The organism is Bacillus mycoides (assembly GCF_018742245.1).
Taxonomy (GTDB): Bacteria; Bacillota; Bacilli; order Bacillales; family Bacillaceae_G; genus Bacillus_A; species Bacillus_A cereus_U.
On sequence record NZ_CP036132.1, the window covers coordinates 4,108,457 to 4,131,247 of the forward strand.

The window sequence follows — 22,791 nt, forward strand, 5'->3', positions numbered from 1 at the left end:
GACGAGAGTATTATACCCGTGGTGCCACCCTAATTGAAGCACGTATGCTTCCACTTTTTTAATAACGCTTAAATTTGCGTTCATCTCTACTAAGCGTATAAGCCTTTCAAGTTGAAACCTACAGAGTGTCATTCAATCAGTCATCATGTAGAAATGTTTTCAGCCTAGGACATTTCTTCTCTTTCCATGTGTATCTCATTTACTCTCCTCTATCAACGGCTATATTCATATGTAAATATAAAATTACTATACGTTTGTTGAGTAGGATTGTCAAGTGCTCTAAGAGCGCTCAATTTGCTTCTTTAGGCGCTTTACATCTTGTAGTGAAATTCCAAACTCAGAAGCAAGCTCCATTGAAGTATTGTTTTGTTCTTTTGAAATAAAATCATGTAAATTTACGTTAAACAGTTGATTTGCACCATTTGTAACAGAATGCCCTTTTTCATTCATACGCATACGTATATCCCTCACATTCAATATGGATGTTTTACTTTTTATTGTTCCATATTGATGAGATAGTTATACATAGCCGAAACAGCTATTGATTCCAAATAACTAAACAAAACATACCAAAATGTATGAAAAAAAGAGAGGATCCTATAATCCTCTCTTCCCCGGCAACACTATTTACTTTCTACAATTAAGGTCACCGGACCATCATTGATTAAAGAAACATCCATCATTGCTCCGAACTGCCCTGTCTCCACATGTAGTCCTTGTTTACGAACTTCTTCATTAAAGAAATCATATAAACGCTCTGCATAATCAGGTTTCGCAGCATCCATAAAGTTTGGACGTCTTCCTTTACGGCAATCTCCGTATAATGTAAATTGCGAAATAGATAGAACTTGTCCCTTCATATCAAGTACAGAGTGGTTCATCTTTCCGCTCTCATCTTCAAAAATACGTAGGTTTGCAATTTTTTCTGCGATATAAGTTGCATCTTTTTCTGTATCTTCATGCGTAATGCCAACTAGTAATGTTAAACCGAATGGAATTTGTCCTACAATCTCACCATCTACTGTGACAGACGCTTCCTTTGATCGCTGTAAAACAACTCTCATCTTTTCTACACTCCCTATTAATGCATCATGCGTCGTACGGCATAAATTTCTGGAACACGTTTAATGCGCTCCACTACTTTTTTCAAGTGTTGTAAGTTTCGAATAGAAATCGACATGTTAATCGTTGCCATCTTATTACGATCACTTCTACCAGAAACAGCTGAGATATACGTCTTCGTTTCTGTAACAGCTTGTAATACTTCATTCAATAAACCACGACGATCATAGCCTGAAATTTCAATATCAACATTGTATTCAATTTCTTTTTCAGGACTACCTTCCCAATCTACTTCTAGTAAACGCTCTACCGCTTCTTCTGTATGCACATTGACGCAATCGCAACGGTGAATTGATACGCCTCGACCTTTCGTAATATACCCAACGATATCATCGCCTGGAACTGGGTTACAGCATTTTGATAAACGAATTAACAAATTATCTGCACCACTTACCTTTACACCAGAATCCCATTTTCGAATTTTCATCGGTTTACGAACTTCTTTAACTTCAACGATTTCTTCTTCTTCACGTTGTTTACGGAACTTGTCCGTTAGTCGCGTAACAATTTGTGCAGCTGTAATTCCGTTGTATCCAACTGCTGCAAACATATCTTCTTCATTTGCAAAGTTAAACTTCTCAGCAACACGTTTTAAATTATCAAGTGCTAATACTTCTTTCATTTCATACTCTAAGCCACGCACTTCTTTTTCAACAAGTTCACGGCCTTTTTCAATATTTTCATCTCTACGTTGCTTCTTAAAGAATTGACGTATTTTATTTTTCGCATGAGATGTTTGAGCTAGCTTTACCCAATCTTGACTTGGGCCATACGAATGTTTCGATGTTAAAATTTCAATGATGTCACCAGTTTTCAGCTTATAATCAAGTGTCACCATTTTCCCGTTTACTTTTGCACCAATTGTTTTGTTTCCAATTTCCGAATGGACACGATATGAAAAATCAATTGGGACAGAGCCAAGAGGTAATTCCATTACATCGCCTTTCGGTGTAAAGACAAATACCATATCAGAGAACAAATCAATTTTTAATGATTCCATAAACTCTTCTGCATTAGAAGCTTCATTTTGCCATTCTAATATTTGACGGAACCATGTTAGTTTTTTCTCTAATGTACCCGTTGTTTCTGCTGCTTTACCTTCTTTATACGCCCAATGTGCCGCAATCCCGAATTCTGCAATTTCGTGCATTTCTTTCGTACGAATTTGCACTTCAAGCGGGTCACCTTTCGGCCCAATTACAGTCGTATGAAGAGATTGATATAGATTTGCTTTTGGCATTGCAATATAATCTTTAAAACGACCCGGCATTGGCTTCCAGCACGTATGAATAATTCCAAGCACCGCATAGCAATCTTTAATACTATTCACAACGACACGTACAGCTAGTAAATCGTAAATTTCATTGAATTGTTTATTTTGCAATGCCATTTTACGATAAATACTGTAAATATGTTTTGGTCTTCCAGAAATCTCAGGTTGAATTGAAACCTCTTTTAATTTCTCACGAATGCCAGTCATTACTTCATCTAAATATTCTTCACGCTCTGCACGTTTACGCTTCATTAAATTCACAATACGATAATATTGCTGCGGGTTTAAATAGCGAAGTGACGTATCCTCTAGCTCCCATTTAATAGTACTAATTCCGAGTCTATGTGCTAAAGGTGCAAAGATTTCTAATGTTTCATTTGCAATGCGTCGCTGCTTCTCTTGAGGCAAATGTTTCAATGTACGCATATTATGAAGACGATCAGCTAGTTTAATTAAAATAACTCGAATATCTTGAGCCATTGCGATAAACATTTTGCGATGGTTTTCTGCTTGTTGTTGCTCATGAGATTTATATTTAATCTTTCCGAGCTTTGTAACGCCATCGACAAGCATAGCGATTTCTTTATTAAATTCCCGTTCAATATCTTCTAATGTAATTTCTGTATCTTCCACTACATCATGCAAGAAACCTGCCGATACTGTAGCCGGATCCATGTGTAAATCAACTAAAATACCTGCAACTTGAATTGGGTGAATAATATATGGTTCACCCGATTTTCTATATTGTTCGCTATGTGCATCGCGCGCATATTCATAAGCACGTGCCACTAGCTCAATATCTTCATCCGCTAAATATTGACTTGCTTTCTCGAGTACCTGTTCAGCTGTTAGTACCTGCTCATTTGCCATCGAATCACCTTTTATTGAAAATTGACTTTATCTTTATTAAGTAGAATAAATTATATTCTATCATTATAACCCAATGATTGTGAATTGTGAAAAGGAAAAGATTTTACTGACATTTCACCTTATTTTTTTGTGCAATTATACAAAAGTACCCGTTCCTCTCCAAGAGATTCACGGGTACTTTTTATCACCGTAGTTTTACCTATATAGCGATTAGTATTTTTCTAATACTAATACATCGTAACCATCTAACATTTTACGACCATCTAAGTAAGTAAGCTCTACTAAGAATGCAATTCCTGCTACAACTCCGCCAAGTTCTTCAACTAGTTTAATTGTCGCTTCGATTGTTCCACCTGTAGCCAATAGGTCATCTGTAATTAATACACGTTGACCTGGCTTAATTGCATCTTTATGGATTGTTAAAACATCTGTTCCATATTCTTTACCGTAGTCAACTGTAATTACTTCACGTGGTAATTTCCCTAATTTACGAACTGGTGCGAACCCTAATTCTAATGCATAAGAAACTGGGCAACCGATAATAAAACCACGCGCTTCTGGCCCTACTACAACATCAATGTCTCTTTTTTTTGCATAAGCAACGATTTCATCTGTTGCTGCTTTGTATGCTTTTCCGTCGTTCATTAAAGGTGTAATGTCTTTGAACACAATACCTTCTTTCGGATAGTCTGGTACAATTGCGATATGTTGCTTGAAATCCATATTTCTGAATCCTCCTCAGATATAAAAGGTTTGTAAATGCAAATCCTTTACCCTAACTGTTCTACTTATTTATGATTACGAATCGTTTCAAACCATGTATATAGTTGCTGATATGTGCTATAAACCAATTCTTTCTCTAATTGTAAGTGGTTCATTTTCTCACGATATGTGTTCGATTCAATTAAATCACGCTTTTGTTTTTTTTCTGCCATAAAAATGACACCGTCTTTTATTGTAACAAATTCTAACTCAAAAAACACCTGTGTCATGAAATTTACTGTATCTTTTGACCAACCTTTATGACGACACAGTTGTTCCCCATATTGCTTTAAAGAAAATGGTGTTTTTTGGCTTAAGAAAGAATAGTACCATTTAAAGTGTTCCCTCGTTGGGACTGTACTAAATAAATGATTGTTCTCTTGATAGAATAGCGTGTAAATTCGAGATGGAAATCCTACTTTAAATAAATCACGCAATTCATCTGTTCCTTTCGGCAAATCGAGTAACACAATATATTGATCATCTAAATGCGTTACCTCTGATGCATGCACGAGCTGTTCTTTATAGCCTTCTAAAGAAAACTTATTCAATACCTCTTCAGAAAAATACACCATGGTTATTTTTTCTTTCGGAAGTTCTGCTAAATTTGCTTCTACATTACGCATACTACGCCAGTCAAATAATTGCCATGCCTCTACAGCAATATCTTGCACCATTAATTGCGGCTTTTTAAAGTTATTCCATTCATTAATGGACGCTTCTCCTACTACAGAAACCTTCGCAACTGGAGAGATTTCTTTCGCATAAGCACCAAATCCAAATCCAATTGTATCCAGTGTTGCTTGTCCATCACGAAGAGCCATTTTTAAATGCGAACCATCAGATCCAATTGCACGGATACTTTCTAAGTCAGCATCTTTCACCGCAATACGCGGTTTCGGATTTCCCACGCCAAATGGCGCTAACTTTTGCATCTCCTCAATCGCGGCAAGCGTTACATCCTCTACTTTACAAAATGCATCCACTGCTGTAATCGGAATAAAATCTTCTTCTGTTAAAACCGCATCTGCTTGCTCATTTAACCTGCGTCTTAATTCATCCACATCATTCATATTAAGCGTCATTCCCGCCGCCATCGGATGACCTCCGAAATGCGGTAACAATTCACGGCAATCTGAAAGGTTTGCAAACAAATCAAATCCTGCAATACTACGAGCCGATCCCTTTGCTGTTTCTTTATGAGGATCAATGCTTAATACAATCGTCGGACGATAAAAACGTTCAACTAACTTAGAAGCGACAATTCCAATTACCCCTGGATTCCAACCTTCTTTTGCAAGGACTAATACTTTATTTTCTTCCGGCGGGAATTTATTTTCGACTTCAGCGATAGCTTCTTCTGTAATTTGCTTTACAATATCTTTTCGAAGTGTGTTCAGCTCATCAATTTCTTCAGCTAGCTCTTTCGCTTCCTCTGGATCTTCTGATAATAAAAGGTGTACAGCAGGTGTTGCATCTTCCAAACGACCAACTGCATTAATACGAGGTGCGAGTGAGAATCCGATGCTTTCTTCTGTAATTTCGCTTTGCGAAACGTTAGCAACTTTAAATAACGCCTTTAAACCGATATTTCGAGTCATTCGCATATGCTTCAGTCCACGCTGTACTAACAATCTATTTTCACCGTGAAGCGATACTAAATCGGCTACCGTACCGATTACTGCAATTTCCAATAAATGCTCTGGTACACGGCCCAAAAGTGCATGTGCAACTTTAAATGCAACACCAACACCCGCTAAATAATGAAACGGATAAACACCGCCTTCTAATTTCGGATGAATAATCGCAAATGCCTCTGGTAACTCTGGTGGCGGCTCATGATGATCTGTAATAATAAGATCTATCCCAAGTTCCTTCGCTACCTTCGCTTCATGTACCGCTGCGATACCAGTATCGACAGTAATAATTAGTGAGAACCCTGCACTGTGCGCCCAACGAAACGCTTCTTCATTTGGCCCATAGCCTTCAGTAAAACGATTTGGAATATAAAATTCTACTTCTGCACCTAATTCTTTGAGAGCAAGATATAACACAGTCGTACTACTTACTCCGTCCGCATCATAATCGCCAAATATTAATATTTGTTCTCCATTTTCAATGGCCTTTTTCACACGTTCTACAGTCCGATCCATTCCTTCAAGTAAAAATGGATCATGAAATTCTTGATCTGCTGTATTTAAAAAGTCTACAATCTTATCTTCTGTATTTAAGCCTCTACCGAGAAATAATGAAGTCACAAGAGGTGATAGTTGCAATTTATTTGCTAATTCACTCACTAGTTCCTCATTATATTCTTTTTCTTTCCAACGCGTCTTCGGTTGTAACACGAAATCACCCCTTAACCTATCCATTATACAAGACAGATTAAGGGGTGACAATATAATGCAAACTACGATTCGATATCTATATAATTAAATATCCGTTATGTTTAATTTGGAGAATACGGATTAATATGTACAAAAACATTTTGTACGTTATCTTGTTTCATAAGTTTTTCTTTTACATGTTTTCCGATGCGATGACCTTCTTCTACAGTGATATATGGATCTACAGATACTTTAATATCAACAATAACATAGTGGCCATGTTCTCTTGCATATAAAGAGCCGATTTTTTTCACACCTTCCACTTGAAAAACTGCCTCCCTAAGCGGAACAACATCTTCTTCATGCAGAACATGATCAAGCGTTGCATGAATAGCTTCTGCTCCAATACTCCACGCCATCTTAGCAACGAGAATTGAGACAAATAATCCCGCAATTGGATCGGCATATACAAGCCAATCTATACCTAACTTACCGCCGATAATAGCTGCACAAATGCCGATTAAAGCTGCAATTGAAGAAAACACATCCGAACGATGTTCATATGCATTTGCAATAATTGCATCACTATTTATCCTCTTCCCTAATCGATATTTATACTGAAACATCCCTTCTTTCACTACAATCGAAAGAATAACTGCAAAGATCGTAATTCCTTTTGGTGGTTCTAAATCTTGTGAAAAAGCTTTTATAGACGAAATCGCTATCTCTAGTCCAACAATAAATAATAATACCGCAACAATAATCGCTGAAATCGATTCCGCTTTACCATGACCATACGGATGATCTTCATCAGGCGGTTGCTTTGCTGCTCGTAATCCAAAAAGTACAGCTAACGAGCCAATTACATCTGATCCAGAATGCACCGCATCCGCTAAAAGTGCCTTACTGTTTCCAATATAACCGATTACCGCTTTTACAATCGCTAATATAATATTACCAACGATTCCGACAATAGCACCAAACTCGGCCTGTTTAAAACGTTCATCTTTTTCCATAATTAAAATCCCTTCTTTTCTTAACCTCTCTTTTTATCCCACTTTAACGAGCAGTAAGACTCCCACTGATTAAAGCTTCACTTTATTGTAACAAAAATAAAGATAACATCACCACTTTCTTCCATTTATCTCCCCTTAAAAAAGGCGCTACTTTATTGTGTCCGCAAACGAAAAAGAGATGCCTCATATAGAGACATCATCTTTTTATATGTTTTATGTTTTATTTTTTATACTTGCGGTTCAGATACTTCTTTCTCAACCTTCTTCTTGTTTTTGCCCTTTTTCAAACGGCGGTTTTCAAGCATTAACCAAATTTGAGAAGCAACGAAAATAGAAGAGTACGTACCTACAACTAATCCAATTAATAATGCAAGTGAGAAGTTACGCAGTGATTCACTACCGAAAATAAGTAGTGCAATTACTGGGAATAACACTGTTAACACTGTATTAATTGAACGACCAATTGTTTGGCGAATACTTGCGTTTACGATTTCTTCTAAATCTTTTATATCGCGAACTCGTTTTTTCTGTTTGTATAACTCACGGTTTCTATCAAACGTAACGATTGAGTCATTGATAGAGTAACCAATAATCGTTAATACCGCAGCGATAAACGTTAAGTCTACCTCTATCTGGAAAAGACTAAACACAACAATCATAACGAACGCATCATGTAACAATGCGATTACCGCAGATAATGCATATGTAAAGCGGAAACGAATACTTACGTATAAGATGATAACCAATGAAGCTATCAGAACCGCGATGAATGCATTTCGTGCAATCTCTTTACCGATTGTCGGTGAAACTGTACTTACGTTTGGCTCTGTACCGTATTTATCGTTAAAGAATGTTTTTGTTTTCGCAATTTCATCTTTCGATAAAACGCCTAACGTACGAACGGCGAATCCTTTATTGTCATCACCAGTCGGTACAATATCTTCTTCTTTCACATCAATTTTCAGTTCTTTCAAATCTTTATGAACGTCAGACACAGTAAGTGCTTGTTTTGATTGCAAGTCGATACGTGTACCACTTGCAAAGTCAATTCCAAGGTTCATTTTGAAAATCGGTAATATAATTGCCCCAGCAATTACAACTACAGTTGAGAATAAGAAAAATTTATGACCAATATTTACGAAATTAATACGATCAAATCTCGTCGGTGGATGTACTGCACCTTTCGTTAATGGAATAATATCCTTTTCCTTAACACCAAAGTAAGATAGTTTCTTATCAAAGTAACGGCTCTTTACAAGTAAACCTAGTAAGAAACGAGTACCGAATACGTTCGTAACGAAACCAACTAAAATACTTACGATTAAACTTGTTGCGAAACCTTTTACAGAGCTTGTACCGTAAACGAATAAAACACCCGCTGCTGCAATTGTTGTAACGTTCGCATCTAAAATTGTCGATAATGAACGATGGTTACCAGCACGAAATGCTGACATCATCGACTTACCAATTTTCAGCTCTTCCTTTAACCTCTCGTACGTAATGATATTCGCATCAACTGCGATACCTACCCCGAGCACTAATGCCGCAATACCTGGTAACGTAAGAACTGCATGCATCCAGTTAAAGACAAGCAGTGTAACGAAAATGTATAACCCTAACATAATAACCGCTACAAGTCCTGGTAAACGGTAGAATACAAGCATGAATAAGAAGATAATAGCAATACCGATCGCACTAGCGAAAATCGTTTGCTCTAATGCTTGTTGACCAAATTTCGCTCCAACAGATGTTGAATACATTTCTTTTAAATCAACAGGAAGTGCACCTGCATTTAATAAAGATGAAAGTTCTTTCGCACTTTCAACTGTAAAGTTTCCACCTACGATAGATACTTCAGCTTGGTTAAATACTTGGCTTACTGTTGCTGCTGATAAAAACTTCGGATTCGGTTTTGCAGATTCTGCTTTATATGAATCTTTTCCTTCTTCAAAATCAAGCCAAATTACCATTAAATTCGTTGGTGGTGGCATTTTTGAAATCTTTTCAGTTACTTCACGGAATTTTTCAGCGCTTTTTAGTGTAAGACCTACGCTCGCACGACCTTGCTCATCAAATGTTTGCTTCGCTCCGCCGCCTTTTAAATCCGTTCCGTCCATAAGCAGGTTATCATCCACATCACGGAATGTTAGTTTCGCTTGTGTTGATAACATTTCACGTGCTTTTTGCTGATCTTGTACACCAGCAAGCTGTACACGAATTCGATCTTCCCCTTCGATTTGAATGTTCGGCTCACTTACACCAAGAACATTGACACGATTTTCAAGAGCACCTACTGTACTTACAAGTGCATCACGATCGATTTTATCACCTTTTTTGGCTGGTTTTACTTCATACAGAATTTCAAAACCACCGCGAAGGTCTAGTCCTAGACTAATTCCTTTTGCTATGTCTTTTCCTGCCGCACCAATTACTCCACCAATTAATAAAACGATGAGGAAAAAGGCGGCAATTCTTGTACCACGCTTTGCCATATGTACCCTCTTTCTGCTACTAACACTTTCAATAAATCTCTTACGATTCATTTTTGCACGTGTGCATACGCCTAGTTAGTAGACTTACTTTCTATAAAATACATGTATTTCCGCTAGTTCATCACTAGCTGTGTCGGTAAGCTTTTCACAATACCTACACTTTCATTATTTATTTTTCCTCTTCACTACCTCCTTTATATATAATCTTAGACATAATTAATTCCTCTTTATCAATACCTATCATTATACTGCAAAAGGAAGAACAAACCAATTACAGTCGGTTATTTATTTTCATATTCATCAAACGACCAAAGTGGCGCTTGATATGCTTCAACAGTTAAATAATTCATATATTCATTAGTACTTACTCTTAATACATCATTTACTAATTCATATAACCTAACATCACTGTCTATCTTTTTCCACTTTTTCGCCTTGAGAAACTTCCAAATATCATTATCTGTCACTCGGTCGTAACCGAACATTTGAAACTCTTCTACTTTACTTTCTAAAACGACTTGTAACTGTCCGCGGTATGATTCTACCAAAGCCTCTTTATCCAACATATATAACATCTCCTTCTTATTTCAGCACGAAAAGTCGCTTTTAATCCCGCTCTAATGGACAGTAATAACTTCTTTCAAGAGTACCATTCATACTTTACTCTCTTAAATGCTTGTCATTCTTGTCTCATACGTGCATATAAATTATTGTAAATCATTCCATTGATTTTGAGAAGGTAGGAGAAGAGTATGACGAGACAAAGCTTTTTAAAAGGTGCATTTATTTTAATGATAGCTGGCTTTATTACAAAAATTCTTGGATTTATTAACCGCATTGTAATGGCACGTATTTTAGGCGAAGAAGGCGTTGGCCTTTATATGATGGCTGTCCCCACCTTCATTTTAGCAATTACATTAACACAAATTGGTCTTCCTGTTGCAATCGCAAAATTTGTAGCAGAAGCGGAAGCAGTGAACGATAAACAAAGAGTTAAAAAAATATTAACTGTCTCGCTAGCCGTTACATCCATTATTAGTATCATTTTAACAATTGGGATTATGCTACTCACACCTATTTTAGCAAAAACATTATTAACAGATGAAAGAACTTACTATCCATTAATGGCTATTTTACCTGTCGTCCCTGTTATTGCAGTTTCCTCCGTTTTACGTGGTTATTTCCAAGGGAAACAAAATATGAAGCCGAGCGCTTATGCTCAAGTCATAGAACAAGTTGTCCGCATTACAATTATCGCTGTATGCATTCGGTTATTTTTACCTTACGGCGTAGAATATGCTGCAGCCGGTGCCATGCTATCAGCTGTTCTTGGCGAAGTTGCATCTTTATTATTTTTACTTACTTTATTCCAACGCGAAAAACATTTATCTATACGTTCTGGATTTTTCACTACTGTAAAGGAGAGCAAAAATACATTTTATTCCCTTATGGACATTGCATTACCAACTACAGGAAGCCGTTTAATTGGTTCCGTTTCTTATTTCTTTGAACCTATCGTCGTTATGCAAAGCTTAGCGATCGCCGGCGTTGCTGCTTCTGTCGCAACTCAGCAATACGGTATATTAAACGGATATGCGTTCCCGCTTCTATCACTGCCAGCCTTTATTACATATGCTCTTTCTACAGCACTCGTCCCATCAATTAGCGAGGCAATGGCAAAGAGACAACACAAATTAGTGGAACACCGATTACAACAAGCACTTCGAATTTCCTTAATAACCGGCGGATGGTCAGTTGTTATATTATATGTATTTGCTTCTCCAGTTTTAACTCTCATGTACGGATCAGACAACGCGGCCGCGTTCATCCAGCTTCTTGCACCTTGCTTTTTATTTCATTATTTTCAAAGCCCCCTTACATCTGTGTTGCAAGCTTTAAACTTAGCACGCGCTGCTATGATGAACACCTTTATTGGCGCTATCGTAAAATTAATCGTTATTTTTTCACTCGCTTCACGCCCAGAGTTCCAAATGATGGGGGTTGCCCTCGCCATCGCAGCAAATATAGTAACCGTAACGTTCCTTCACTACGCCACTGTTTTAAAGAAAATTGCATTTACCATTTACGCAAAAGACTATATTTTCGGCGGAATTGCTATCGGGATTGCTGGTACCTTCGGTTTTTATCTTCATAAGCATATCGTTTTTTCTCATTCACTTGGCGTACAAACATTATGGGAAATCACCTTAACAACAATCGTTTATATCGTTCTCCTCTTCGTTTTCAAACTCATTCGAAAAGAAGAATTAAGTCGTCTCCCTATCATTCGGAAACTTTCATTTTTGAAGTAAGCGGGCTTGCCATTCAAAATGGTAAGCCTCTAATTTCCTTTCAAATCAACAAAAAATTGTCCATTTTGAAAACTACAATATACAATCTGTTTCACATCTTTATAACCTAAGTTATTCAATTTCTCAACGAGCCACTCATTTGTATGCTCAATCATTTGCAAATGATTGTATTGAATTTCTCCATCAATAATTAGTGGGAGTGTAAAAATTGGTGTATCATTTTTGCTCTTTTTACTTTTTTGTTTTTGAAAGACAGATAACTTTCCAGATGGTTCTAAAATAGCGTATTCTACATCACGCACATCACCGATTCCTTGCTCACGTAATTGCATCAATAAATCATCTATGTTATATCGCTGCTTCCGCATCTTTTTTTCATCAATTTTACCTGCATTCACAAGAATCGCAGGCTCCCCTTCTATTAAATGCCGAAAACGCTGGAACTTTAAAGAAATGACCGACAAAATGATTTGTATACACATTAGAAAAGTCATTGGAACTAATTGATGCCAAAGTGATTTATCTGTATTTTCAATTGCCACTACAGCCATTTCACCGAGCATAATGAATACAACCAAATCTAATACACTTAATTCTCCAATTTCACGTTTACCCATAAGACGAAAAATAATTAAAATGATTATATACAAAAGCATTGTTCGTCCGATTATTGATACCCATTCCATTTCTACATCCCCTTTTTTTACCTATAGGTTCCCCTACAAAAAAGAAACTAGTCTAACTTAAACAAAATGAAAATATGCTTGTATTAAAAAGGGGGAATGCATAATGGATGGAACGAAAAAATTATCGGGTGCAATCGGCTTCGGTATTATTACCCTATTAATCCTCGCATCTATTACAAGTATGATCATGGCTCTTTTATTAAAATTTACGAATATTAATGAAGGGACATTAGTAATTACTATTTTTATACTAGCCCTTCTATCTATGCTTATGTCTGGATTTATTGCTGGTAAAAAGGCACAAGGAAAAGGTTGGTTAGTAGGTTTCACTACAGGGCTCACATTCACTCTTCTCGTCTTTCTCGTTAACTATTTAGGCTTCTCTCAAACTTTATCGAACTCACAGTTACTCTACCAATTAGCATTAATGGGTGCGAGTACACTCGGAGGCATTTTCGGTGTAAATATGTCAAAACAAAATAATTAAAAAAAGGCCCTGCACATTTCATGCAGGGCCTTCATCATTAGTTTTTCACAACTTCACGAATCGCATTGCGATCGAAAGTTAAGTGTGAACCACCAGATTTAACAACGATTTTCGTTTCGTCTACTGATTCGATTGTACCGTGTAAACCACCGATTGTTACGATAGCATCACCTTTTTTGATTTCATTTTGCATTTGAGCAACTGCTTTTTGACGCTTTTGTTGCGGGCGAATTAATAAGAAATAGAAAATCGCAAACATCGCAACAATCATAACGATATTCATCATACCTGCATTCATCTTATGTTCCTCCTTTTAAATTATGTATTAGAAGTTTTTAGCATTCGGTTTATTAAAGCCATACTGTTCAAAGAACTCTTCGCGGAAATCGCCAAGACGGTCTTCACGAATAGCTTGTCTCACCTGCTCCATTAAGTTTAACAGAAAATGAAGGTTGTGATAAGACGTTAAACGAATTCCGAATGTTTCATCGCATTTCATTAAGTGACGAATGTACGCACGTGAATAGTTTTTACATGTGTAGCAATCACAGTTCGGATCAAGCGGCCCGAAGTCTCTAGCGAATTTCGCGTTTTTCACAACTAGACGGCCTTCACTTGTCATACATGTACCATTTCGAGCGATACGAGTTGGAAGTACACAGTCAAACATATCAACACCGCGAATCGCACCATCAATTAACGAGTCGGGAGAACCTACACCCATTAAGTAACGTGGTTTATCATCAGGAAGAAGTGGTGTTGTAAACTCAAGAACACGATTCATAATATCCTTCGGTTCACCAACAGATAGACCGCCTATAGCATAGCCAGGGAAGTCCATTGAAACAAGATCTTTCGCACTTTGGCGACGAAGTTCTTCAAACTCTCCGCCCTGCACTATACCGAATAAACCTTGATCTTGTGGACGCTCATGCGCCTTTAGACAACGCTCTGCCCAGCGGCTTGTACGCTCTACAGACTTCTTCATGTATTCAAAAGTAGCAGGGAACGGTGGACACTCATCAAATGCCATCATGATATCTGAACCTAATGCATTTTGGATTTCCATTGCTTTTTCTGGAGATAAGAATAATTTATCGCCATTTAAGTGATTGCGGAAATGAACACCTTCCTCTTCAATGCGTCGGAAATCACTTAAGCTAAATACTTGGAATCCACCTGAATCCGTTAAGATTGCACGATCCCAGTTCATAAACTTATGCAAGCCACCTGCTTCACGAATAATTTCGTGGCCTGGACGTAGCCATAAATGATACGTATTGCTTAAAATAATGCCAGAATCCATTGCTTTTAATTCTTCTGGTGACATCGTTTTAACTGTTGCAAGTGTACCAACTGGCATAAATGTTGGTGTATCAAATGAACCGTGTGGCGTATGTACTCGACCTAAACGCGCACCTGTCTGTTTACAAGTTTTAATAAATTCATAACGAATTGCTGTCATAATTTACTCCTTTTATTTGTTTCTCATTTTAGCGTGAGATGCAACGAACATCGCATCACCAAAGCTAAAGAAACGATATTTTTCTTTTACTGCTTCATTATAAGCATGAAGTACATTATCTCTATTTGAAAATGCACTTACAAGCATAATTAATGTTGATTTCGGCAAATGAAAGTTTGTAATTAAACCATCAATTGCTTTGAATTCATATCCTGGGTACATAAAAATATCTGTCCAGCCAGAAGCTGCGCAAAGCTTACCACTATGATCTGTCGCAATCGTTTCTAACGTACGAGTTGATGTCGTACCTACAGTAATAATACGTCCGCCATTCTCTTTCACACGGTTTAATAGGGCAGCAGTCTCTTCAGACATATGGTAATACTCTGCATGCATATGATGCTCTTCAATCGTATCTGCAGAAACTGGTCTAAATGTTCCAAGTCCTACATGGAGCGTAATGAATGCTAACCCGACGCCTTTTTGCTTCAATTTCTCGAGTAAATCTTCTGTAAAGTGAAGTCCAGCCGTCGGTGCTGCTGCTGAACCGATTTCCTTCGCATATACCGTTTGATAACGATCGCGATCTTCTAGCGTCTCTTTAATATATGGAGGAAGTGGCATTTCTCCAAGCTCGTCTAAAATTTCATAAAAGATGCCGTCATATGAAAACTCAAGTTGACGCCCACCTTGATCTGCTGTTCCAATGCAAGTTGCTTTTAACTTTCCTTCACCAAAAGAGATAACAGTTCCTTCTTTTACACGCTTCGCTGGCTTTATAAGCGTTTCCCACTTATCGCCTTCTTCTTGTTTCAAAAGAAGTACTTCAATGTGTGCACCTGTATCTTCTTTCACACCGTGCAAGCGAGCAGGCATAACTTTCGTTTCATTTAAAACTAAGCAATCCCCCTCATGTAAGTAAGAAAGAATGTCCGTAAAATGTTTGTGCTCAATATCTCCTGTTTCACGGTCTAACATCATCAATCTTGATGTTTCACGCTCTTCAAGCGGAATTTGTGCAATGAGCTCTTCTGGTAAATGAAAATCAAACAAATTAATATCCATAACTGTATCCACCTATTTCTTATTTGAATCGATTTATTATATACATAATAAAAGATAATACAATACTTAACACAATACATGTAATGATAGGAAAATAAAAGGTAACGTTACCTTTTTTCACAAAAATATCGCCTGGAAGCCTTCCTATGAACTTCCAAGCTAATCCAGCAACAATGAGCAAAATACCAGCTGTAATAAGCAACTTTGGCATCTCCGTCATACTTTTGGCATCTCCATTCCGAAATGCTCATATGCGAGCGGCGTTACGATCCGGCCTCTTGGCGTTCTTTGTAAAAAGCCAATTTGTAATAAATACGGCTCATACACATCTTCAATCGTATGCGATTCTTCCCCTATCGTTGCTGAAACAGTTTCTAATCCAACTGGACCACCGCGGAACTTTTCAATAATACCAAGTAGTAATTTATGATCGATATGATCAAGTCCTAATTTATCTACTTGTAATAGTTCTAACGCCATTTGTGTAATTTCCATCGCAATGGTTCCGTCACTGCGAACTTGTGCGAAGTCACGTACACGTCGTAATAGACGATTCGCAATACGAGGTGTACCACGAGCACGCCTTGCAATTTCTAATGCAGCTAACGAATCTATTTCAACTTCAAACACTTCTGCTGTACGTTCTACAATCGCAGAAAGCTGATCTACTGTATAGTACTCTAATCGTGAAAGTACACCAAAACGGTCACGAAGTGGTGCTGATAATGCACCTGCACGCGTCGTTGCCCCAACTAGCGTAAATGGAGGTAAGTCTAGACGTACAGAACGAGCTGACGGTCCTTTCCCAATAACGATATCAAGGCAAAAGTCTTCCATCGCTGGGTATAACACTTCTTCAATAGATCTATGCAAACGATGAATTTCATCAATAAATAATACATCCCCAGGCTGAAGTGCTGTTAATACAGCCGCTAAATCTCCTGGTCTTTCAATTGCGGGACCTGACGTTGTTCGAATGTTAACACCCATTTCATTGGCAATAATATTCGCAAGCGTCGTTTTACCAAGTCCAGGTGGTCCATATAAAAGTACGTGATCTAACGTTTCTTCGCGCATTTTTGCCGCTTCAATAAACACTTCTAAATTATGTTTCGCTTTATCTTGGCCAATATACTGACGGAGCGTCTGTGGCCGTAATGAATACTCTAAATCCGCATCTTCATATCCAGATTCCCCTGAAAGGAGACGTTCGTCCATTATACTCACCTCTTACCATTTAGTAAAAGACTAAGTGCCTTTTTGATATACTGATCCGTTGTAAGTGATTCTTTTAATAGTTCTGGTACAACGCGAGAAACTTCTCTCTCCGCGTAACCAAGTGCTCGTAGTGCTTCAAGCGCCTCATCAAGCTCAGTTGATGAACCTTTCTTCTGATCAAAACTTTCGGCATCCGAGAACAGGTCAACAAACGCATCTGGCACGACATCTGCTAGTTTTCCTTTTAAGTCTAAAATCATTTGGCGTGCTGTTTTCTTTCCGACACCTGGGAATTTCACTAAAAACTTCTCATCTTCATGTTCAATCGCTTGAACAACCTGTCCTGTTTGACCAGAAGCTAGAATTGCAAGAGCACCTTTTGGTCCAATCCCCGATACACCTAACAATTTTGTAAATAATAAACGCTCTTCACGTGTTTTAAATCCGTAAAGTGCCATAATATCTTCTCTCACATAATGATATGTATAGACACGAATTTCTTGCTTACTTCTTTGAAATACATACGGATTTGGTGTGAAAATTTGATAACCAATTCCATTATGATCAATTACGACATATTCCGGTCCTACATACTCCACGTAACCTGTAACATATTCAAACAAAATACGATCTCTCCCTCTCAAATCATGTATTCCATTTTAACATATTTAACAATAGAAAAGCGAGACTGCCCCAACAAATGTTCTCTATTTGAAACTTCTGTTATTTTCCATTGACAGAAAGTATAAAGCACCTTAATATACAGGAGTCAATAATGATTATCAATATTAATTAAAGGGGTTACATCAGGATGAAACAAAGGCTATTTATTTTATTTACTATTATGCTAGTTGTTCTTTCTATTGTTGGCTGTTCTTCTCAAAAAGAAGAATCCAAAGCAAAAGAACAACCGAAAACGAAAGTTGTAAAACATGCTAAAGGGGAAGCGACAATTCCAGTTAATCCAAAGAGAATTGTTGACTTATCTGGATCAACAGAGGAATTATTAATCCTTGGACATAAGCCTGTTGGTACAGCAAACACATATAAAGATAAAATCCAAAATCACTTAACAGACAAGCTAGACGGAGTAAAAGCAGTTGGCTGGTACTGGGCACCTAAAGTTGATTTAGAAGCTGTTACTGCTTTAAAACCAGACTTAATTATTTTAAACAATCGTCAATTGAAAATTTACGATCAATTAGAAAAGGTTGCACCGACAGTTGTTCTAGAAACAAATCTAGAAGACTGGCGCGGTAAGTTTAAAGAAGTAGGTAAACTATTTGACGAAGAGAAGAAAGCTGACAAATGGATTGCAGACTACGATAAAAAAGCAGAGTCTTTATCTAAAAAAATTAAAGAAAAAACAAAAGATGAGAACTTTATGTTCGTTGCAGTAACACCACAAAACTTCCGTGTATACGGTAGCTTCGGATATGGTGACATACTCTTTAACGATTTAAAGCTTCCAGCAACAAAAGGTACAGATTTAAAACAAACGATGGCACAAGTATCACTAGAAGGTCTTGTTGCATTCCAGCCTGATCAAATGTTTATTGTAAACTTCGGCGGAGAAGCTGATAAAGTGTACGAAGACTATAAAAACAGTGCCGTTTGGAAAGATAATAAAGCAGTAAAAAATAATCACGTATATGAAGTATCAAATGAAGCCTTCAATACGAAAGCCTTCAATCCAATCGGAAAAGATATGCTAATTGATGAAATCGCAAAAGAGATTTTAGCTAAGAATAAATAAGAAAAAGCAGCTCACCCTGAGCTGCTTTCTTTCTTATTTTGCACTGCGTACTGCTTCATTTTTTCGATTGTCTTTACAAAACCTTCTTTTGATTTTATGCGAATACCACGTTTCAATTCCGCACGCTCATAACTTTCAAGCCTTTTCATATCAATTTGAAAGAAGGAATGGATCGCGTTATCACTTTTCGGTACCCCTTTGAAAATTTGCAATATCCCTTCCTCTGAAACACCAAAATAACCGCTCGTTTTCAGTAAAGGAGAAATATCATCCACTTTCTTTTGTAATACGATTTGCACATCATCACGATCAACAAGTTGCCATTCTTTATATTGCTGCAAAAATTTTTCTAAATCCGCTACTTTCTCTGTCAGTATTTCCTCGCTTACTTCTCCATCAACATACATACGCTCTAATAAAATTGTAACTGCAGGTTCTTTTTCTGTTATTTCTGCCCTCACATCGGATCCATAAGCTAAGCAAAACATCATAACGAAAGCTTGCACTGCAATTAGTATCCATTTCATTTCCATTCACCTCTTCTAGGCAAAATCATACTTTCATTTGTAGCTTTTCCGGAAATGGGGGTTTTATCCATATAAAAAATCGCATTAAATTTCTAAGGAAAATAAAAAATGCAGATAAGAATTTATCCTATCTGCATTTATCATTTACTTTTATATAAAATGAAAGACGCCTGCAAAGCAGGCGTCTTGATGCGTTTACGGCGAGAAACCAGGCGACCACATTCGCGTGTTTAGCACTTAAGCATATCTCTCGACTTACGTAAATTAGCTCATCGCTTTGCTAATATAACATTAATAATGTATAACTGCAACATGTTTATAAAAATATTTCATTTCCTCTTCCATCCAAATAATTTTATGTAAATTATAAATTGATAATTGTAATATATATGTTACAATTAGTATGACAGCGAAATCATAATAAACAGGAGATGGATATTGTGAAAAAAATAAAGGATGAACGTCTCATTCTTCAAACGTTAAAAAACATACGTATTGCCTTTCTTTTTCAATACATTGGTATAATTGGAATTTTAGGCTATATTGGATTCACTGAAGGAGCTAATCAAATTACGAAATCTCCATTATGGTTATTATTTATTCTTACAAGTATGTTATTTAGTTATTTACAGTTAAGTGTTTCAATAGATGTAGAAGAAAGTGAAAAGGAAATAAAGTTAACTCCTTATTACAAACTTGTCTTACGCTCTCTTATTGTTGGAATTATCATAGCTATTATTTATATCATTTTCAGTCCAGAAAGACCTCTGTTTGAAGCCATTCTAACAGGTAGTATTTTCTTCATATGCTTTTTAGTTTCTTACTCCGTTAGTTATTTTATTAAAAAACGTCGTTTACAAGACGAAGATGAATAAAGAGGAAGGGCTATCCCTTCCTCTTTGTTTTGTTATCGTACTGTACCAGTTAAGCCATAACGAATGTCTCGGAACATATTTGTTATGTCACGATTAAAATCATTTGTAACTGTGCCGTTACGTAGACGTGTACTCATTGCATCCACACGAGTAAACATGTCATTTCTTACAGAAACATAAACATTTCTATTTCCAACTTCATTCGCAACAGCTTGACGAATTTCGTTTGCCATTGCTGTTTCATCTGTCGCCGAATTACGCGGTTTTACCGCAATCGCTACATCGTTTCCATATACAACTGTAGAAACTCGATCTACGTTATTCATACGTTTTACACGATTCGTAATTTTCTCCGCAGTTTTACCATCATTGTTAATGTATGAATTGTTCATTGTAATATTACGAGTTGGGTACGGATTAGCAATTTGCCCATTGTAATTTACATCACGGTAATAGTTGGATCCTGCGTCATTACGACCGTTTCTATATGTTACATAATCTGTAGAACGATCGTTACGCGTTACATTATCATTATATCGGTGTGTGTCATTATAAGATGTACGCTCGTAATTATAGTTACGTCCATCCATCGCATTATTATCTTTCGGTGTACCACATGCAGCTAATGCACTGGTAACTAACAAAGAAGCAGCAATAACTTTTACTTTCGTATTCAATACAAAAACCCCCCTTGTTAGAATGAACTTCTCTTTCGAAAAGCTCCCCCTTATGATGAGTAATAGAGAGGGTTTTTACACTGTTAATATTTCACTAGGAATTTTCTAGCACTTAATGTAAATTCACCATATTCCTGACTATCATGAATACAAAAAAGGTGGGAATAACCCCACCTTTTTTAAACTTCCTCTTCATCCTCTTCTTCTGAAACTGGTTCACCAAATACATTTGGTGGGTCCGGCTGATAATACATCGTTCCTGGCTGCGGTGCATATGCTGGCTGAGTCGGTTGATAATATAAAGGATTGGCGTATTGTGGTCCACCCGGTTGCGGACTATATAACCTACTCTCTCCTCCGCATCCACAATCTTCTTCCCCTTGTACGAGTGGTGGCATATTATTATCCATTGGCATCATATTTGGATTTGGCATAGAAGTATATTGCGGTGCCATTTGTTGATACGGCATTTGATTGTATGGATTTTGTTGCTGATAATGCGGATATTGCGGCATCATTGGCTGTTGATATGGCATTTGATATGGCATCATATTTGGTGGTTGGTTGTTATCCATTATTGGCATCATGTTTGGCATTTGATTGTTATCCATTATCGGCATCATGTTTGGCATTTGATTGTTATCCATTATCGGCATCATGTTTGGCATTTGATTGTTATCCATTATTGGCATTATATTTGGTGGTTGATTGTTATCCATTATTGGCATTATATTTGGTGGTTGATTGTTATCCATTATTGGCATTATATTTGGTGGTTGATTGTTATCCATTATTGGCATTATGTTCGGCACTTGAATATTAGGTGGTATTACTTGCGGGATAATAACACTTTCTTTTGATACGTTTGGTGAGACTATGCTTCCTATATTTTCTTTTTTCACTTGCGGTGACACTATGTTTCCTATATTTTCTTTTTTCACATTATCGGCATCATGTTCGGCATTTGATTGTTATCCATTATCGGCATCATGTTTGGCATTTGATTGTTATCCATTATTGGCATTATATTTGGTGGTTGATTGTTATCCATTATTGGCATTATATTTGGTGGTTGATTGTTATCCATTATTGGCATTATATTTGGTGGTTGATTGTTATCCATTATTGGCATTATGTTCGGCACTTGAATATTAGGTGGTATTACTTGCGGGATAATAACACTTTCTTTTGATACGTTTGGTGAGACTATGCTTCCTATATTTTCTTTTTTCACTTGCGGTGACACTATGTTTCCTATATTTTCTTTTTTCACTTGCGGTGACACTATGTTTCCTATATTTTCTTTTTTCACTTGCGGTGACACTATGTTTCCTATATTTTCTTTTTTCACTTGCGGTGACACTATGTTTCCTATATTTTCTTTTTTCACTTGCGGTGACACTATGTTTCCTATATTTTCTTTTTTCACTTGCGGTGACACTATGTTTCCTATATTTTCTTTTTTCACTTGCGGTGACACTATGTTTCCTATATTCTCTTTTTTCGTTTGCGGAGAAATAACGTTGTTAGGCTTCATTTTATTAATTTGAGGAGCAATTAACTCGCTTCCCTTTTTTATTACGTCTGAAATTTTATATTCTTTTTTCGATTTAATTGGCGGTTGCGGCGGCTGCGGTAATACATTGATAGAAAATTTAGTGTTTTCTTTCGTAGTAGGTTTTAGTTTTTCTACTTTCTCTACAACAGGTGGTTTTTGAATGACAGGCGGCTTTTCAACTGGCTTCTCTTTTTGAATCGGAATTTCTTTTTGCACTTCTTTTTGCGGCTGCACCTGTACTTCTTTTTGTGGTTTCACTTGCATTTCTTTTTGCGGCGGCACCTGTATTTCTTTTTGCGGTTT

Annotated in this window: 21 protein-coding genes, 1 pseudogene and 1 other annotated feature (1 of these 23 running past the window's edge); of the genes and pseudogenes, 4 read left to right on the plus strand and 18 right to left on the minus strand. The window is 37.0% G+C overall.

What is annotated here, in order from left to right:
• Nucleotides 1-225: a binding site (T-box leader), on the minus strand (it extends 6 nt beyond the left edge of the window).
• A 54-nt stretch (nucleotides 226-279) separates the two neighbouring features.
• The 8 genes from EXW56_RS21080 to EXW56_RS21115 all read right to left on the minus strand — a co-directional run bounded on the left by EXW56_RS21080 (nucleotide 280) and on the right by EXW56_RS21115 (nucleotide 10,428).
• On the minus strand, nucleotides 280-456 hold the full coding sequence (locus tag EXW56_RS21080) for a hypothetical protein (protein ID WP_002015300.1): 177 nt from the start codon (nucleotides 454-456) through the stop codon (nucleotides 280-282).
• Nucleotides 457-623: 167 nt separating this feature from the next.
• On the minus strand, nucleotides 624-1,064 hold the full coding sequence (locus EXW56_RS21085; protein ID WP_002111994.1) for a D-tyrosyl-tRNA(Tyr) deacylase: 441 nt from the start codon (nucleotides 1,062-1,064) through the stop codon (nucleotides 624-626).
• Between the two features lie 17 nt (nucleotides 1,065-1,081).
• Nucleotides 1,082-3,265, minus strand: coding sequence for a GTP diphosphokinase (relA, locus tag EXW56_RS21090; RefSeq protein ID WP_002111995.1), 2,184 nt, complete (start codon nucleotides 3,263-3,265; stop codon nucleotides 1,082-1,084).
• 210 nt (nucleotides 3,266-3,475) lie between these two features.
• The gene (locus EXW56_RS21095; protein WP_002111996.1) at nucleotides 3,476-3,988 is read right to left on the minus strand and encodes an adenine phosphoribosyltransferase; all 513 of its coding nucleotides are present in this window, start codon (nucleotides 3,986-3,988) and stop codon (nucleotides 3,476-3,478) included.
• Nucleotides 3,989-4,053: 65 nt separating this feature from the next.
• The gene (gene recJ / locus EXW56_RS21100) at nucleotides 4,054-6,375 is read right to left on the minus strand and encodes a single-stranded-DNA-specific exonuclease RecJ (protein ID WP_002199283.1); all 2,322 of its coding nucleotides are present in this window, start codon (nucleotides 6,373-6,375) and stop codon (nucleotides 4,054-4,056) included.
• 101 nt (nucleotides 6,376-6,476) lie between these two features.
• Nucleotides 6,477-7,370, minus strand: a complete 894-nt coding sequence (locus EXW56_RS21105; RefSeq protein WP_002111998.1) for a cation diffusion facilitator family transporter — start codon at nucleotides 7,368-7,370, stop codon at nucleotides 6,477-6,479.
• 227 nt (nucleotides 7,371-7,597) lie between these two features.
• Nucleotides 7,598-9,862 carry a protein translocase subunit SecDF gene (gene secDF / locus EXW56_RS21110; RefSeq protein WP_215596917.1) on the minus strand — a complete coding sequence of 755 codons (2,265 nt, stop codon included), beginning with the start codon at nucleotides 9,860-9,862 and terminating at the stop codon, nucleotides 7,598-7,600.
• Nucleotides 9,863-10,143: 281 nt separating this feature from the next.
• Nucleotides 10,144-10,428, minus strand: a complete 285-nt coding sequence (locus EXW56_RS21115; protein WP_002112000.1) for a post-transcriptional regulator — start codon at nucleotides 10,426-10,428, stop codon at nucleotides 10,144-10,146.
• 186 nt (nucleotides 10,429-10,614) lie between these two features.
• Between EXW56_RS21115 and spoVB the strand changes: the two genes are divergently transcribed.
• The gene (spoVB, locus tag EXW56_RS21120) at nucleotides 10,615-12,174 is read left to right on the plus strand and encodes a stage V sporulation protein B (protein WP_215596918.1); all 1,560 of its coding nucleotides are present in this window, start codon (nucleotides 10,615-10,617) and stop codon (nucleotides 12,172-12,174) included.
• 29 nt (nucleotides 12,175-12,203) lie between these two features.
• Here spoVB and EXW56_RS21125 read toward each other — a convergent pair whose 3' ends face one another.
• The gene (locus EXW56_RS21125) at nucleotides 12,204-12,860 is read right to left on the minus strand and encodes a DUF421 domain-containing protein (protein ID WP_002199280.1); all 657 of its coding nucleotides are present in this window, start codon (nucleotides 12,858-12,860) and stop codon (nucleotides 12,204-12,206) included.
• A gap of 103 nt (nucleotides 12,861-12,963) precedes the next feature.
• Between EXW56_RS21125 and EXW56_RS21130 the strand changes: the two genes are divergently transcribed.
• Nucleotides 12,964-13,347, plus strand: a complete 384-nt coding sequence (locus tag EXW56_RS21130; RefSeq protein ID WP_002112005.1) for a TIGR04086 family membrane protein — start codon at nucleotides 12,964-12,966, stop codon at nucleotides 13,345-13,347.
• A gap of 37 nt (nucleotides 13,348-13,384) precedes the next feature.
• Here the strand turns inward: EXW56_RS21130 and yajC are convergent, their stop codons facing one another.
• Genes yajC through ruvA form a run of 6 tightly spaced genes read right to left on the minus strand, consistent with a single transcriptional unit; the run spans nucleotide 13,385 to nucleotide 17,718 of the window.
• Nucleotides 13,385-13,645 (minus strand): preprotein translocase subunit YajC, encoded by a 261-nt coding sequence (gene yajC / locus EXW56_RS21135; RefSeq protein ID WP_002112007.1) that lies wholly within the window; start codon nucleotides 13,643-13,645, stop codon nucleotides 13,385-13,387.
• 27 nt (nucleotides 13,646-13,672) lie between these two features.
• Entirely contained in the window at nucleotides 13,673-14,812 is a 1,140-nt protein-coding gene (tgt, locus tag EXW56_RS21140; protein WP_002015319.1) for a tRNA guanosine(34) transglycosylase Tgt, read from the minus strand.
• Between the two features lie 12 nt (nucleotides 14,813-14,824).
• On the minus strand, nucleotides 14,825-15,877 hold the full coding sequence (gene queA, locus EXW56_RS21145; protein WP_002199279.1) for a tRNA preQ1(34) S-adenosylmethionine ribosyltransferase-isomerase QueA: 1,053 nt from the start codon (nucleotides 15,875-15,877) through the stop codon (nucleotides 14,825-14,827).
• 19 nt (nucleotides 15,878-15,896) lie between these two features.
• Entirely contained in the window at nucleotides 15,897-16,097 is a 201-nt protein-coding gene (locus tag EXW56_RS21150) for a DUF2905 domain-containing protein (protein ID WP_002112011.1), read from the minus strand.
• On the minus strand, nucleotides 16,094-17,095 hold the full coding sequence (gene ruvB / locus EXW56_RS21155; RefSeq protein WP_000344470.1) for a Holliday junction branch migration DNA helicase RuvB: 1,002 nt from the start codon (nucleotides 17,093-17,095) through the stop codon (nucleotides 16,094-16,096). The genes EXW56_RS21150 and ruvB overlap by 4 nt, the downstream gene beginning before the upstream one ends.
• Nucleotides 17,096-17,100: 5 nt before the next feature.
• Entirely contained in the window at nucleotides 17,101-17,718 is a 618-nt protein-coding gene (gene ruvA, locus EXW56_RS21160) for a Holliday junction DNA helicase RuvA (RefSeq protein ID WP_002112013.1), read from the minus strand.
• A 188-nt stretch (nucleotides 17,719-17,906) separates the two neighbouring features.
• On the opposite strand from ruvA, the gene EXW56_RS21165 reads away from it, so the two are divergent.
• Nucleotides 17,907-18,851: an iron-hydroxamate ABC transporter substrate-binding protein gene (locus EXW56_RS21165; protein WP_070139970.1), complete on the plus strand. Its 945-nt coding sequence runs from the start codon at nucleotides 17,907-17,909 to the stop codon at nucleotides 18,849-18,851.
• Nucleotides 18,852-18,862: 11 nt separating this feature from the next.
• On the opposite strand, the gene EXW56_RS21170 is transcribed toward EXW56_RS21165, so the two are convergent.
• Nucleotides 18,863-19,378, minus strand: a complete 516-nt coding sequence (locus EXW56_RS21170; RefSeq protein ID WP_002199277.1) for a BofC C-terminal domain-containing protein — start codon at nucleotides 19,376-19,378, stop codon at nucleotides 18,863-18,865.
• Between the two features lie 431 nt (nucleotides 19,379-19,809).
• Here EXW56_RS21170 and EXW56_RS21175 point away from each other — a divergent pair, with 431 nt between their 5' ends.
• Complete coding sequence (locus EXW56_RS21175; protein WP_078179603.1) at nucleotides 19,810-20,253, plus strand: branched-chain amino acid ABC transporter substrate-binding protein; 444 nt, start codon at nucleotides 19,810-19,812, stop codon at nucleotides 20,251-20,253.
• 32 nt (nucleotides 20,254-20,285) lie between these two features.
• Here EXW56_RS21175 and EXW56_RS21180 read toward each other — a convergent pair whose 3' ends face one another.
• Together EXW56_RS21180 and EXW56_RS27755 are read right to left on the minus strand one after the other, a co-directional pair.
• On the minus strand, nucleotides 20,286-20,930 hold the full coding sequence (locus EXW56_RS21180; protein ID WP_002199276.1) for a YhcN/YlaJ family sporulation lipoprotein: 645 nt from the start codon (nucleotides 20,928-20,930) through the stop codon (nucleotides 20,286-20,288).
• A gap of 179 nt (nucleotides 20,931-21,109) precedes the next feature.
• A pseudogene (locus EXW56_RS27755) lies at nucleotides 21,110-21,754 on the minus strand (peptigoglycan-binding protein LysM); the annotation flags it as partial.
• Nucleotides 21,755-22,791 lie beyond the last annotated feature (1,037 nt).

Excerpts from the sequence above, each read along its gene's own strand:
- EXW56_RS21095 (WP_002111996.1), bottom strand. The coding sequence starts at position 3,988 with ATGGATTTCAAGCAACATATCGCAATTGTACCAGACTATCCGAAAGAA.
- ruvB (WP_000344470.1), bottom strand. The coding sequence starts at position 17,095 with ATGGACGAACGTCTCCTTTCAGGGGAATCTGGATATGAAGATGCGGAT.
- EXW56_RS21170 (WP_002199277.1), bottom strand. The coding sequence starts at position 19,378 with ATGAAATGGATACTAATTGCAGTGCAAGCTTTCGTTATGATGTTTTGC.
- EXW56_RS21115 (WP_002112000.1), bottom strand. The coding sequence starts at position 10,428 with ATGTTGGATAAAGAGGCTTTGGTAGAATCATACCGCGGACAGTTACAA.
- queA (WP_002199279.1), bottom strand. The coding sequence starts at position 15,877 with ATGGATATTAATTTGTTTGATTTTCATTTACCAGAAGAGCTCATTGCA.
- EXW56_RS21105 (WP_002111998.1), bottom strand. The coding sequence starts at position 7,370 with ATGGAAAAAGATGAACGTTTTAAACAGGCCGAGTTTGGTGCTATTGTC.
- secDF (WP_215596917.1), bottom strand. The coding sequence starts at position 9,862 with ATGGCAAAGCGTGGTACAAGAATTGCCGCCTTTTTCCTCATCGTTTTA.
- EXW56_RS21130 (WP_002112005.1), top strand. The coding sequence starts at position 12,964 with ATGGATGGAACGAAAAAATTATCGGGTGCAATCGGCTTCGGTATTATT.
- EXW56_RS21165 (WP_070139970.1), top strand. The coding sequence starts at position 17,907 with ATGAAACAAAGGCTATTTATTTTATTTACTATTATGCTAGTTGTTCTT.
- spoVB (WP_215596918.1), top strand. The coding sequence starts at position 10,615 with ATGACGAGACAAAGCTTTTTAAAAGGTGCATTTATTTTAATGATAGCT.
- EXW56_RS21125 (WP_002199280.1), bottom strand. The coding sequence starts at position 12,860 with ATGGAATGGGTATCAATAATCGGACGAACAATGCTTTTGTATATAATC.
- relA (WP_002111995.1), bottom strand. The coding sequence starts at position 3,265 with ATGGCAAATGAGCAGGTACTAACAGCTGAACAGGTACTCGAGAAAGCA.
- EXW56_RS21085 (WP_002111994.1), bottom strand. The coding sequence starts at position 1,064 with ATGAGAGTTGTTTTACAGCGATCAAAGGAAGCGTCTGTCACAGTAGAT.
- EXW56_RS21080 (WP_002015300.1), bottom strand. The coding sequence starts at position 456 with ATGCGTATGAATGAAAAAGGGCATTCTGTTACAAATGGTGCAAATCAA.
- yajC (WP_002112007.1), bottom strand. The coding sequence starts at position 13,645 with ATGAATGCAGGTATGATGAATATCGTTATGATTGTTGCGATGTTTGCG.
- EXW56_RS21150 (WP_002112011.1), bottom strand. The coding sequence starts at position 16,097 with ATGACGGAGATGCCAAAGTTGCTTATTACAGCTGGTATTTTGCTCATT.
- tgt (WP_002015319.1), bottom strand. The coding sequence starts at position 14,812 with ATGACAGCAATTCGTTATGAATTTATTAAAACTTGTAAACAGACAGGT.
- EXW56_RS21175 (WP_078179603.1), top strand. The coding sequence starts at position 19,810 with ATGGATATTGTGAAAAAAATAAAGGATGAACGTCTCATTCTTCAAACG.